Source organism: Streptomyces sp. NPDC014006, from assembly GCF_043088925.1.
In the GTDB taxonomy this organism is placed as follows: domain Bacteria; phylum Actinomycetota; class Actinomycetes; order Streptomycetales; family Streptomycetaceae; genus Streptomyces.
Genome location: NZ_JBICAJ010000005.1, coordinates 476,008 through 488,305, shown reverse-complemented (window position 1 = coordinate 488,305; position 12,298 = coordinate 476,008). Strand labels below are relative to the sequence as shown.

Here is a 12,298-nt window from a genome sequence, read left to right as displayed (position 1 = left end):
GGCTCCTCGGGACTCACTGACGGACGCCGAGTAGACAGCTTGTCAGTAATTGCTACTGGCGGGTAGCCCCCAGGGGCGGCTCCGGAGCGTCGCCGAACCAGCCGAGAGCGCGAGGATTGGTCTTGACCAAGGGTGTGGGGCGTCCTATGGTCGCAGACAAGTGCAACAACCTTTAATAAACAAGGGCGCTAAAACGCCGCCGGACAGGCATCGCGGAGGACAGGGTGGGGACCACGCAGCTGCAGACGGTGCCGGAACCCAAGTACTGGCACCTCAAGACCGTGCTCACCGAGGCGCTCGACTCCGAATTCACGGTCGGTGAGATCCTGCCCAACGAGCGTGAGCTGGCCGCCCGCTTCGGCGTCGCCCGCGCCACCCTCCGGCAGGCCCTGGAGCAGCTCGAACTGGAAGGCCGGCTCCAGCGCCGCCGCGGCGTGGGCACCACCGTCGCGCCGCCCCGCATGGGCGTGGCCGTCGGCACCGAGGAACACGCCTGGCCGAGCGTCGGCGGCGACGCCTGGGAGCCGGCCGACTGCGAGTTCGCCGTGCCGCCGGCCGCGGTCGCCGACGCCCTGGAGACCGGCCACGGCGAGGCGGTGCACATCGTGCGCCGCACCCGTGTGAACAACGGTCAGACGGTCGCCGCCGAGCTGCTCTACATCCCGCAGGCATCCGTGCCCGAGCTGACCGGTATCGACGCGCCCTCCGGTCCGGCCCGCGCGCGTGCCGTGCTGCGCGAACTGCAGCGGCGCGAGGCAACCGGCCAGGACCGCGCCGTCGAGCTGGGCTCGGCCGGCGCCGACGACGCCAAGGCGCTGGACCGGCTCCCGGGGGCGCCCGTCCTCGTCGTCACCACCCGGTACTTCGCCGAGGGCCGCACCGCCGCGCTGTCCGTCGCCACCTACCGCGCCGACACCTGCCGGCTCACCTTCGGCGACGCGGGCGGCGTCGAGATCCACCACACCCCGGAGCGCCGCGCGTCCTGACCCGGCGTCGCCCGCACGCGTGAGCCCGGGCGGCCGGGGCTCGATGGCGCGCGGTCGGTGCCGTACGGCCGTCGCGGGGTCAGCGGCGGGCGGTCACCGTGCCGTCCACTGCGAACAGCTGCTCCTCCACATGGTCCAGAGCCAGCCGCAGCGCGCCCGTCGCCACCGCGGCCTCACCGAGGAGGGACAGGGTCACCTTCGGCGGCCGCAGGCAGTAGCGGGACAGCTCCTTGCTCAGCGGGGCGAGGACGCCGTCCAGACCGGCCGCCCAGCCGCCGATGACGACCAGCTCCGGGTCCAGCGCCAGCACCAGCGCGGCCACGTCGTGCACGAGACGCTGGATGAAACGGTCCACCGCCGCACGGGCCCGCCGGTCGCCCTCGCGGGCCTGGGTGAACACCGCGGCCACGGCCTGCTCGTCCAGCGGGTGCAGCGGCTCGTCGGTAGTCGACAGCAGGGTCTCCGGTGTCGCCTCACGCCCCAGCAGGTGCAGCGCTCCGATCTCGCCGGCCGCGCCGCCGTAACCGCGGTGCAGCCGCCCGCCGATCAGCGCACCCGCACCCGGGCTCAGCCCCGCCAGGACGAACACGATGTCGTCGGACTCGGTGGCGGCGCCCTTCCAGTGCTCGGCCACGGCCGCCGCGTTCGCGTCGTTCTCCACCAGCACCGGGCACTTGAAGGAACGGCTGAGCCGCTCACCCAGCCGCAGCCCGGTCCACCCCGGCAGCGCGGTGCCCAGCCGTACCGTCCCGTCGGCCTCCACGATCCCTGGCGTCGCCACGCCGACCGCGCGCAGCGAACTGCGCGGCACCCCGGCGCGGCGCAGCAGCTCCGCCACCGTCGTCCGCAGCCGCTCCAGCCGCTCGTCCGCCCCGGCCGTCTCCTCGACGTCCTTGGCCTGCGCGCCCACCACCCGCCCGTCGAGGTCCGCCAGCAGCGCGGCCACCCGGTGCGCGCCGATCTCCACGCCCAGCAGATATCCGGCCTCCGCGCGGAACCGGAATCTGCGCGCCGGACGGCCCTGCCGCCGTGCCGTGCCCTCCTCGGCCGCCTTCTCGACGACCAGGCCGGCCTGGATGAGATCGTCCACGACGCCCTCGACGGTCGGCCGGGACAGCCCGGTCACCCGGGTGACCTCCGTCAGCGTCGCGCAGTCCGTGGCCCGCAGCGCGTGCAGCACCACCGCGGAATTGATCCTTCGCAGCAGCGAGGGATCCCCGCCGGTCAGCCGCCCCACCGTCCGTCCTCCCAGCTCGTGCGCGTGTTGGCGGGATCGTACTCGGCACATCGGGCACCGGCGAGACACGGGCCGCCAGGGACCCGCTCCGAGGCACCGCGGCCACGCTCAGCCGGGGGTGACGAAGCCCGACTCGTAGGCCACGATGACCGCCTGCGTGCGGTCCCGCGCCCCCAGCTTCGCCAGGACGGCGCTCACATGCGACTTCACGGTCTCGGTGCCGACGACGAGCCGGGCGGCGATCTCCGCGTTCGACAGCCCGCGGGCCATCAAGCGGAGCACTTCGCCCTCCCGTTCGGTCAGTCGCGCCCGCTCCAGCAGGTCACGGGCCGCGCGGTTGCCGCCGCTGTCCCCGTACTCGGCTGCCATGCGCCGCACCGAGGCGGGGAAGAGCAGCGACTCGCCCTCCGCCACGAGCCGCACGGCGTGCACGATCTCCGCCGGTCGCGCCCGCTTCAGCAGGAACCCGTCCGCGCCCGCACGCAGCGCCCCGTACACGTACTCGTCGTTCTCGAACGTCGTCACCACGAGGATCTTCGGCGGGTCGGCCACGGTACGCAGCACCGCCCGGGTGGCCTCGATACCGTCCAGCAGAGGCATCCGTACGTCCATGGCGACGACGTCCGGCCGCAACTGCCGCACCAGCGGGATCACCGAGGCCCCGTCGGCCGCCTCCCCGACGACCTCGATGTCGGGCTGGGCCTCGAGCACGGCCCGCAGACCCGCGCGGACCAGCGGTTCATCGTCGACGAGGAGCACACGCACGGGCACCCGACCAGCCTAGGGCCTCTCGTTTGTGCCGGGCTCACGGGGTCTGGTGCCGCGCCTCGCCGCGTTGCCAGACCCCGCTCCCTGATCCGGCCTGATCCAAACGAAAGACCCTAGATCACCCCACCGGCAGCTCGACGTGCACCTGCCAGTCGCCGCCGTCGGGGCCTGCGCGGGCCCGGCCGCCGAGGAGGGCCGCACGCTCGCGGATGCCGCGCAACCCGCTGCCCCGGCCGGGCCCCGGTATCTCGCCGGGGAGCGGATTGCGCACCTCCAGCAGCAGCCGCGCGCCGTCCGCGGCGACCCTCACCCGCACCGGCACCGAGCCCGCGTGGCGCAGCACGTTGGTCAGGGACTCCTGCAACATGCGGTAGCCCTCGCGGGAGACCGGCCCGGGCACCGTCTCCAGAGGGCCGCTCAGCTCGGCGTCGACCTCGGCGCCGGACGCCCGCGCGGACTCCAGCAGCCGCCCGGCGTCGGCGAGCGTCGGCCGGCTGCTCACCGGCCGCTCCGCCTCCCGCAGCACACCGAGCACCCGCTCCAGGTCCTCCAGCGCCGCCCGGCCGGTGTCCTCGATCGCGGCCAGTGCCCGGTCGGTGAACTCCGGATCGCCCGCCGCCCGGGCCGCGCCCGCCTGGACGACCGCCACGGTCAGCGCGTGCCCGATCGAGTCGTGCAGCTCGCGGGCGATGCGGTTGCGCTCCAGCAGTTGTTCGGTGCGCTCCTCCAGCGCGGCGAGCCGCTCGGCGGGGGAGGGCCCGAGCAGCCGCAGGGCGACACGGGTGATCAGCTCGCCGCCGGCCAGGACGACCGCCGCCAGCAGAATCAGCGGCAGCGGCGCGAGGACGGCGTACCACCAGTGATGGCCGGTCACGGGCATCCAACCGCCGCTGTTCGGCCGCCCGCCCAGCACGGCCCGGACCAGGTCCGCGGTGATGAGGAGCAGTTGGACGGTCAGCTGGGAGACCACGGCTCCCAGCAGCAGCCGGGCCTCCAGCCAGAGCACGATCCGCCCGCGGTCGCCCCACGTCTTCGCCGGCTCGGTGACGATCACCGGCGTTCCGCCGTCCTGGCGGCCGCCGAGCAGCAACAGCCGGGCCTGGAAGCCCTCCACGGTCCGCATGACGGGGAGCAGCCCGGACAGGCCCAGCACCACGGCCGCCGTGGCCGGCGCCCACCAGGCCTCGTCGATGAACAGCCACATCGCCGGCCACACGACGGCCACGAACAGATGCAGCCACCGTGTGTACGTGACCGCCCGTGCGAACGGGCGCAGCCAGCGGATCATGACGCCATCGTGCCAGCCGCCACTGACAACACACCTCCCTCGCACGGGGGAGACGATCTCCACCGGCGGGGGAGGAGCCGGAGCCCGACGGTCCGTCAGGGTGAGGGACATGACCCGCATCGACGTCCACGACCTCACCAAGGAGTACGGCTCCCGGCGCGCCGTCGACGACCTCACCTTCCGCGTCGAACCCGGCCGCGTGACCGGCTTCCTCGGCCCCAACGGCGCCGGCAAGTCCACCACCATGCGGCTCGTCCTCGGCCTGGACCGGCCGACCGCCGGCACCGCGACCGTCGGCGGCCGTCCCTACGCCACGCTCGGCGAACCGCTCCGCGAGGTCGGCGCGCTGCTGGACGCGCAGTCCGCGCACGGCTCCCGCACCGCCCGCGCCCACCTGCTCGCCCTCGCCGCGAGCAACCGCATCGCACCGCGCCGGGTCGAGCAGGTGCTGGAGGAGACCGGGCTCGCCCCGGTCGCGCACCGCAGGGTGAGAACGTACTCGCTGGGCATGCGTCAGCGCCTCGGCATCGCGGCCGCGCTGCTCGGTGATCCGCCCGTGGTGATGCTCGACGAGCCCGCCAACGGCCTCGACCCCGAGGGCATCGTCTGGATCCGCCGACTGCTGCGCCGGCTCGCCGCCGAGGGGCGCACGGTGCTGGTCTCCAGCCATCTGATGAACGAGACGGCGTCCTTCGCCGATCACCTCCTGGTCCTCGGCCGGGGACGGCTGCTCGCCGACCTGCCGATGCGCGCCTTCATCGACGCGCGCGTCCAGCCCCGCGTCCGGGTGCGCACCACGGACGGCGTCGCGCTGAAGGAGGCGCTCGCCCGGCACGGCCACGACGCCGCCGAGACGGACGACGGGGCGTGGAGCGTGCCGCACGCGCGCGTGGAGGACATCGGCCGGATCGCGTCCGCGACGGGCGTACCGCTCCTCGAACTGGCCGCCGAGGAGGGCACGCTGGAGCAGGCCTACCTCGATCTCACCGCGGCCGAAGCCGAGTTCACCGCACCCCGTCAGGAGGCCTGACCATGGGATTCACCCCCGCCCTGCACGCCGAGTGGATCAAGATCCGGACGCTGCGCTCACAGCTCGCGAGCCTGGGCGCGGTCCTGGCCGCCACCGCCGTCTTCTCCGCGCTCGCCACGCTGGACACCGGCGGTGCGGACTTCGACCCCCTCTTCTCGGCCTTCTTCGGCGTCAGCTTCGGCCAGATCGCGGCCATCGCTTTCGGTACGACGGCCGTGGCGGCGGAGTTCCAGGGCGGCGCGCTCCGCGTCTCCCTGGCCGCCGTACCGCGCCGGGGCCGCTGGTTCGCCGCGAAGGCGACGGCGGTAGCCGCGCCCGCGCTGGCCGTCGGCCTGGTCACCGGGCTGGTCACCCTGGCGGTGGGCCGGGCCGCCCTGGGCGACAAGGCGGCAGCGCTGTCCGCCGGTGAACAGCTGCGCGCCGTCGTGGGCTGCGGGATCTATCTGATGCTCATGGCCCTCTTCGCGGCCGGGCTCACCGCGGTGCTGCGCAGTGGCGTGGCGACGCTGAGCATCCTCGTCCCGTTCCTGCTCATCGTCTCCTTCGTCATCGGCGACACGTCCGGCGGCGTCGCCGACTTCCTGCCGGACCGCGCCGGTCAGGCCGTGCTTCACCACAGTTCCGGCGGGCTGCTCGGCCCGTGGCCCGGACTCGCGGTGACCGCGGCCTGGGTGTCGGCCGCGCTGGGAGCGGGCGCCTGGAGCCTGCTGCGCCGTGACGCCTGAGACCGCACAGCGCTGCGCACGGTGTCCGAGCCGGGCCGCACGCTGACGCCCCGCCAATTGTCAGTGGGGGCCGCTTTACTGGGTCACATGGACAGCGCGCAGCATCTCGGCGTGATCGACCGGCTGCGCTGCCGGGTGTTTCCCGGGCAGCGCGGCCGGACGGACGTGGGCGCGGCCGGGCCGGGTTACTTCATAGCGGAGTTGATGACCAGCCACGGGCTGCGGGAGGGCGACCCGGCGGAGCGGGCGCCGGCGGCCGCGGACTTCCACGCCCTGAAGGACCGTGTGGCCCGGGAGCTGGACCGGCGTGACGGCGCGCATCCGCCGCCCCTGGGCATGCAGGGCCTGCGGGTGCGGGCCGCGCGGGGGGAGGAGATACCGGAGCCCTGGGCCACGGTCAGCGTCCGGGTGGACGAACTGGACCTGTGGGACCCGGACGAGACGGGCCGCTGGGTCGCCCTGGGGGTGGCCGACCGGGACACACACGACGAGATCCAACTGATCGCCGTCGTCACCGAGATCGACCCGCCCTGACCGGCCGGGCGGCTACCGGCTACTCCTCGGCGGCCCGCCGCAGCCGGGCGAATTCCTCGGCCATGGTCGTCACGGTCCAGTGCGCGTTCAGCCCGCTCGGATTCGGCAGCACCCACACACGGGTGTCCCCGATCGTGCCCTCCTGCGGTCCCACCTGCGCCGTGCGGTCGGCGAAGGCGGCCCGGTAGGCGGTGATGCCGACGACGGCCAGCCAGCGTGGCCGCAGTCGCTCGACCTTGGCCCTCAGCAGCAGGCCGCCCTCCCGGTACTCCTCGGCGCTCAGTTCGTCGGCGCGTGCCGTCGGCCGGGCGACCACGTTGGTGATGCCGAGCCCGTATCGCGGCAGTTCGTGCTGCTCCGCGGGCTTGAGCAGCCGGGGAGTGAAGCCGGACAGGTGCAGAACGGGCCAGAAGCGGTTGCCGGGGCGGGCGAAGTGATGGCCCGTAGCGGCGGTCATCAGCCCGGGGTTGATGCCGCAGAAGAGCACGCGGAGGCCGTCCGCGACCACGTCCGGTACCGGGCGGTCGCGGGCGGCCTCCAGCTCCGCCTGAGTGAAACGGGGCATCGTGAGGCGCAGGGTCAGAGGATCGCGCCGGGCGTGTAGCCCGCGGCCTCGGGGTGCTGCTTGACGATCTCCTCGACGCGGCCGACGATCATGGCGACCTGGTCGGCGGCGGCGCCGGTGAAGGACAGCTTGTCCGCCATCAGCGCGGCGAGCTGCTCGCGGTCGAGCGGCAGGCGCTCGTCGGCGGCGAACTTGTCCAGCAGGTCGTTGCGGTCCGCGCCCTGCTCGCGCATCGCCAGGGCGGTGGCGACGGCGTTCTCCTTGATCGCCTCGTGCGCCATCTCGCGGCCGACGCCCGCGCGCACCGCGCCCATCAGCACCTTGGTGGTGGCGAGGAACGGCAGGTAGCGGTCCAGCTCGCGGGCCACGACCGCCGGGAAGGCGCCGAACTCGTCCAGGACGGTCAGGAACGTCTCCAGCAGGCCGTCCAGCGCGAAGAACGCGTCCGGCAGCGCGACGCGGCGCACCACGGAGCAGGACACGTCGCCCTCGTTCCACTGGTCACCGGCCAGCTCGCCCGTCATCGAGGCGTAGCCGCGCAGGATCACCATGAGGCCGTTGACGCGCTCGCAGGAGCGGGTGTTCATCTTGTGCGGCATCGCGGAGGAACCGACCTGGCCCGGCTTGAAGCCCTCGGTGACCAGCTCGTGCCCTGCCATCAGGCGGATCGTCTTGGCCAGCGACGACGGCGCGGCGGCCAGCTGCACCAGCGCGGTGACGACCTCGTAGTCCAGCGAACGCGGGTAGACCTGGCCGACGGAGGTGAAGGCCTGCGAGAAGCCGAGGTGCCGGGCGATCCGGTTCTCCAGGTCGGCCAGCTTCGCGGCGTCACCGCCGAGCAGGTCCAGCATGTCCTGCGCGGTGCCGACCGGGCCCTTGATGCCGCGCAGCGGGTAGCGGCCGAGCAGCTCCTCGAGGCGGCCGTAGGCGACCAGCAGCTCGTCGGCGGCGGTCGCGAAACGCTTGCCGAGGGTGGTGGCCTGGGCGGCGACGTTGTGGGAGCGGCCGGCCATGACCAGCTCGCCGTACTCACCCGCGAGCTTGCCGAGGCGCGCCAGCACCGCCACCGTGCGGTCGCGCACCAGCTCCAGCGAGAGCCGGATCTGCAGCTGCTCGACGTTCTCGGTGAGGTCGCGGGACGTCATGCCCTTGTGCACGTGCTCGTGCCCGGCGAGGTCGTTGAACTCCTCGATACGGGCCTTCACGTCGTGCCGCGTGACCTTCTCGCGCTCGGCGATGGAGGCCAGGTCGACGGTGTCGAGGACGCGCTCGTAGTCGGCGATCGCCTCGTCCGGAACCTCGATCCCGAGGTCCTTCTGGGCGCGCAGCACGGCGAGCCAGAGCTGACGCTCCAGTTTCACCTTCTGCTCGGGCGACCAGAGCGTGGCGAGCTCGGCGGAGGCGTAGCGTCCGGCGAGGACGTTGGGGATGCGGGGCTTGGCGGGCGCAGAAGTCACGTGTCCAGATTCTACTGGCGATTCGTGCAGGCCAGCGCCGCGGTACCGATCGGCGGAAACTACGAGACGCCGGTCACGTGCCGGGACCGCCGCGATGACCGCCACCCCGGGCCGACCGCTGCGACGGACGGTGCGCGGCCGGGGACCAGGTCAGGTGGGGGGTGGGACTTCGGGGGCCGGGGGTTCGGGCGTCCGGGGCCCAAGGGGCGGACCGCCCGGGGAGCCTGCCGCCGCGTGCCGGATGCGATGGCCGACCCGAAAAGGGACGCGGGGACTGCGCGGTCAGCCCCCACCGGCCCGCACCCGGCAGACCACCGCACGCGGCAGCACAGACGCCGTGGAAACCGGCCCCGGCGGGAGGCGCCCCGCTTACGTCCCCGACCGGTCGTACGGCAGCAGTTCCGGGCGCTTCGGCGGGCGGCCGTCGCCCGAGGAGCGGCCCGTGAGGCGGCGGCCTATCCACGGGAGCAGGTGCTGCCGGGTGAAGCGGGCGTCGGCGATGCGGCGGGCGATCCAGTTCGGCGGGAGCGCCGTGGGCAGCGCGGCGTGCCAGTCGGCGTCCTCCGCCTCGTGACCGAGGGCCTGCCACACCGCCTCCGCGACTCGCCGGTGCCCCTCGGCGGTCAGATGCAGGCGGTCGACGTCCCACATCCGCGGGTCGCTCAGCCCGGGTGCCCTGTACAGGTCGACCACCAGCGCGCCGTGCCGGGCGGCCAGGTCGTCGACGCAGGCGAAGAGTTCCTCCATGCGCGGCCGGAAGCGCTCCAGCACCGGGCCCTGCCGGCCGGGGCTGTGCATGAGCACGAGCTGCTTGCAGGACGGCGCGAGGCGCTCCACCGCCTCGGTCAGCAGCCCCTTGACCCGGCCCATGTCGCACTTGGGCCGCAGTGTGTCGTTGAGGCCGCCGACCAGGGTGATCACATCGGCGTCCATCGCGGCCGCCACGGGCACCTGTTCCTCGACGATCTGCCCGATGAGCTTGCCGCGCACGGCCAGGTTGGCGTACCGGAAGCCGGGCGTGCGGGCGGCCATGCGGGCCGCGAGGAGGTCGGCCCAGCCGCGGTAGGAGCCGTCCGGCAGCAGGTCCGACATGCCTTCGGTGAAGGAGTCGCCGACGGCGACCAGGCTGGTGTAGGCGGGGTTCGTGTCCATGGCGTCAGCGATGGTAACCCGCGCGGCATACCCAGCGGTCGGTCGCCCTCGGCCGCACCGGGACGCCGCTCCCGCGTCACCGGTGTCCGCGCCGCGTACGGCCGGGCGTCAGGCCCGCTGCCCGAACAGCTCCCGCAGGACGTCCTCCATCGTCACCAGCCCGGCCAGCCGCCCGTCCGCGCCCAGCACCGCCGCCAGATGGGTCCGGCTGCCCCGCATCGCGGTGAGCACGTCGTCCAGCGGCGTCGTCTCCCGCACCCGCGCGATGGGCCGCATGTCCCGCAGCCGGAACGGCAGATCCCGTGGCGAGGCGTCCAGCGCGTCCTTGACGTGCAGATAGCCGACGATCCGCCGTCCCTCGTCCACCACCGGGAAGCGGGAGAACCCGGACTCGGCCGACAGCCCTTCCAGCTGCTCCGGCGTGACGCCCACGTGCGCGTAGACGACCCGTTCCAGCGGCATCACCACGTCGCGCACCGGGCGGCTGCCCAGCTCCAGCGCGTCGTGCAGCCGCTCCGTGGCGCGGTCGTCGAGCAGACCGGCCTCACCGGCGTCCTTGACGATCTGCGCCAGCTCCGCGTCCGAGAAGCTGGCCGTCACCTCGTCCTTGGTTTCGACCCGCATCAGCTTCAGCAGCGCGTTCGCGAAGGCGTTGACCGCGAAGATCACCGGCTTCAGCGCCCGAGCCACCGCCACCAGCGGCGGCCCGAGCACCAGGGCGCTGCGTACCGGCTCGGCGAGGGCGATGTTCTTCGGCACCATCTCGCCGAGCAGCATGTGCAGATACGTCGCGAGGGCCAGCGCGATCACGAAGGACACCGCGTGGCCGGCGCTCTGCGCCACGCCCACCGCGTGGAACACCGGCTCCAGCAGATGCGCGATCGCAGGCTCGGCGACCACACCCAGCACCAGCGTGCACAGCGTGATACCGAGCTGGGCGGCGGCCATCAGCGCCGAGACGTGCTGCAGCCCCCACAGCACACTGCGCGCCCGCCGGTCGCCGGCCTCCGCGTGCGGTTCCACCTGCGAGCGCCGCACCGAGATCAGCGCGAACTCGGCGCCGACGAAGAAGGCGTTGACGACGAGTGTCGCCAGACCGATCAGCAATTGCACCGCGGTCACCGTGGCGCCCCCTTCCGGCCGTGCGGCTGCTCGTCGTCCAGCGGCGCGTGCAGCAGCACCCGCGCCGCCCTGCGCCCGGAGGCGTCCACCACGTCCATCCGCCACCCGGCGACCTGCACGACGTCACCGACGGCCGGTATCCGCCCCAGCTCGGTGGCAACCAGCCCGGCCAGCGTCTCGTACGGCCCGTCCGGCGCCCTCAGGCCCACCCGGGCCAGCTGATCGACGCGGGCGGCGCCGTCGGCGGAGAACACCGCGCGGCCGTCCTCGTCGGTGCCGGCCGGGGCCAGGTCGGGCGTCTCGTGCGGGTCGTGCTCGTCGCGGACCTCGCCGACGACCTCCTCGACGATGTCCTCCAGTGTCGCGACGCCCGCCGTACCGCCGTACTCGTCGATGACCACGGCCATCGTCCGCTTGCCGGACAGCCGGTCCAGCAGCCGGTCCACGGTCAGCGACTCGGGCACGAGCAGCGGCTCGCGCATCAGCTCCGACACCGGCACCCGCGTGCGCCGATCGGCCGGGACGGCCAGCACGTCCTTGACGTGGGCGGTGCCGACGACCGTGTCGAGGCTGCCGCGGTAGACCGGGAAGCGGGACAGGCCGGTCGCCCGGGTCGCGTTCGCCACGTCCTGGCAGGTCGCCTGCGCGTCCAGGGCGATGACCTGCACGCGCGGGGTCATGACGTTCTCCGCGGTGAGGTCGGCGAGGTTGAGCGTGCGCACGAACAGCTCGGCGGTGTCCGGCTCCAGGGCGCCCGCCTTGGCGGAGTGCCGGGCCAGCGCGGCCAGCTCCTGCGGGCCGCGCGCGGAGGCCAGCTCCTCGGCCGGCTCGATGCCGAAGCGGCGCACCACGCGGTTGGCGGTGTTGTTCAGGTGGGTGATGAAGGGGCGGAACGCGGCGCTGAACCAGCGCTGCGGAGTCCCCACCCGCTTGGCCATGGCCAGCGGCGCTGAGATCGCCCAGTTCTTGGGCACCAGCTCGCCGACGACCATGAGGAACACCGTGGACAGGGCCGTGCCCACCACGAGCGCGACCGAGCTCGCCGCCCCGGCGGACAGGCCGAGACTTTCCATCGGCCCGGCCAGCAGCTTCGCGATCGAGGGCTCGGCGAGCATGCCGACGACCAGGTTGGTGACGGTGATGCCGAGCTGGGCCCCGGACAGCTGGAAGGTGAGGTTCCGCACGGCCTTCAGCGCGCCCGCGGCGCCCCGCTCGCCGCGCTCCACGGCCCGCTCCAGCTCGCTGCGTTCGACCGTGGTCAGCGAGAACTCGGCCGCGACGAAGGCGCCGCAGGCGAGTGACAGCAGCACGGCGACGAGCAGCAGAAGCACTTCGATCATCGGGTCACCTCCGTCCCATGGTCGGACAGGGCAGGAAGGATCGCGCGATGTCGGCTGTGTCGGCTACCGGGGGGCTCGCCCATGGGCGGAGCTC

The 12,298-nt window shown here is 73.5% G+C and carries 12 protein-coding genes; 4 read left to right on the top strand and 8 right to left on the bottom strand.

The features are described 5' to 3' along the window. Nucleotides 1–224 precede the first annotated feature (224 nt). Nucleotides 225–986: a GntR family transcriptional regulator gene (locus ACF1GV_RS20470; protein ID WP_391682711.1), complete on the top strand. Its 762-nt coding sequence runs from the start codon at nucleotides 225–227 to the stop codon at nucleotides 984–986. Between the two features lie 79 nt (nucleotides 987–1,065). Here the strand turns inward: ACF1GV_RS20470 and ACF1GV_RS20465 are convergent, their stop codons facing one another. The 3 genes from ACF1GV_RS20465 to ACF1GV_RS20455 all read right to left on the bottom strand — a co-directional run bounded on the left by ACF1GV_RS20465 (nucleotide 1,066) and on the right by ACF1GV_RS20455 (nucleotide 4,279). Next, nucleotides 1,066–2,223, bottom strand: coding sequence for an ROK family transcriptional regulator (locus tag ACF1GV_RS20465; RefSeq protein ID WP_391682708.1), 1,158 nt, complete (start codon nucleotides 2,221–2,223; stop codon nucleotides 1,066–1,068). A 108-nt stretch (nucleotides 2,224–2,331) separates the two neighbouring features. After that, nucleotides 2,332–2,994, bottom strand: a complete 663-nt coding sequence (locus ACF1GV_RS20460) for a response regulator (RefSeq protein WP_391682705.1) — start codon at nucleotides 2,992–2,994, stop codon at nucleotides 2,332–2,334. A 115-nt stretch (nucleotides 2,995–3,109) separates the two neighbouring features. Then, the gene (locus tag ACF1GV_RS20455) at nucleotides 3,110–4,279 is read right to left on the bottom strand and encodes a sensor histidine kinase (RefSeq protein ID WP_391682702.1); all 1,170 of its coding nucleotides are present in this window, start codon (nucleotides 4,277–4,279) and stop codon (nucleotides 3,110–3,112) included. Between the two features lie 109 nt (nucleotides 4,280–4,388). On the opposite strand from ACF1GV_RS20455, the gene ACF1GV_RS20450 reads away from it, so the two are divergent. The 3 genes from ACF1GV_RS20450 (at nucleotide 4,389) to ACF1GV_RS20440 (ending at nucleotide 6,568) form a co-directional block, all read left to right on the top strand. Then, entirely contained in the window at nucleotides 4,389–5,309 is a 921-nt protein-coding gene (locus tag ACF1GV_RS20450) for an ATP-binding cassette domain-containing protein (protein ID WP_391682699.1), read from the top strand. 2 nt (nucleotides 5,310–5,311) lie between these two features. Then, the gene (locus tag ACF1GV_RS20445; RefSeq protein WP_391682696.1) at nucleotides 5,312–6,034 is read left to right on the top strand and encodes an ABC transporter permease; all 723 of its coding nucleotides are present in this window, start codon (nucleotides 5,312–5,314) and stop codon (nucleotides 6,032–6,034) included. 87 nt (nucleotides 6,035–6,121) lie between these two features. Next, entirely contained in the window at nucleotides 6,122–6,568 is a 447-nt protein-coding gene (locus ACF1GV_RS20440) for a hypothetical protein (protein WP_391682693.1), read from the top strand. A 19-nt stretch (nucleotides 6,569–6,587) separates the two neighbouring features. Here ACF1GV_RS20440 and mug read toward each other — a convergent pair whose 3' ends face one another. The 5 genes from mug to ACF1GV_RS20415 all read right to left on the bottom strand — a co-directional run bounded on the left by mug (nucleotide 6,588) and on the right by ACF1GV_RS20415 (nucleotide 12,204). After that, nucleotides 6,588–7,133: a G/U mismatch-specific DNA glycosylase gene (gene mug, locus ACF1GV_RS20435; RefSeq protein WP_391682690.1), complete on the bottom strand. Its 546-nt coding sequence runs from the start codon at nucleotides 7,131–7,133 to the stop codon at nucleotides 6,588–6,590. 14 nt (nucleotides 7,134–7,147) lie between these two features. Continuing rightward, nucleotides 7,148–8,590, bottom strand: a complete 1,443-nt coding sequence (gene purB, locus ACF1GV_RS20430; RefSeq protein WP_391682687.1) for an adenylosuccinate lyase — start codon at nucleotides 8,588–8,590, stop codon at nucleotides 7,148–7,150. Nucleotides 8,591–8,959: 369 nt separating this feature from the next. After that, complete coding sequence (locus tag ACF1GV_RS20425; protein WP_391682684.1) at nucleotides 8,960–9,742, bottom strand: SGNH/GDSL hydrolase family protein; 783 nt, start codon at nucleotides 9,740–9,742, stop codon at nucleotides 8,960–8,962. A 108-nt stretch (nucleotides 9,743–9,850) separates the two neighbouring features. Further along, nucleotides 9,851–10,864 (bottom strand): hemolysin family protein, encoded by a 1,014-nt coding sequence (locus ACF1GV_RS20420; protein WP_391682681.1) that lies wholly within the window; start codon nucleotides 10,862–10,864, stop codon nucleotides 9,851–9,853. Then, nucleotides 10,861–12,204 (bottom strand): hemolysin family protein, encoded by a 1,344-nt coding sequence (locus tag ACF1GV_RS20415; protein ID WP_391682678.1) that lies wholly within the window; start codon nucleotides 12,202–12,204, stop codon nucleotides 10,861–10,863. The genes ACF1GV_RS20420 and ACF1GV_RS20415 overlap by 4 nt, the downstream gene beginning before the upstream one ends. Nucleotides 12,205–12,298: the final 94 nt, after the last annotated feature.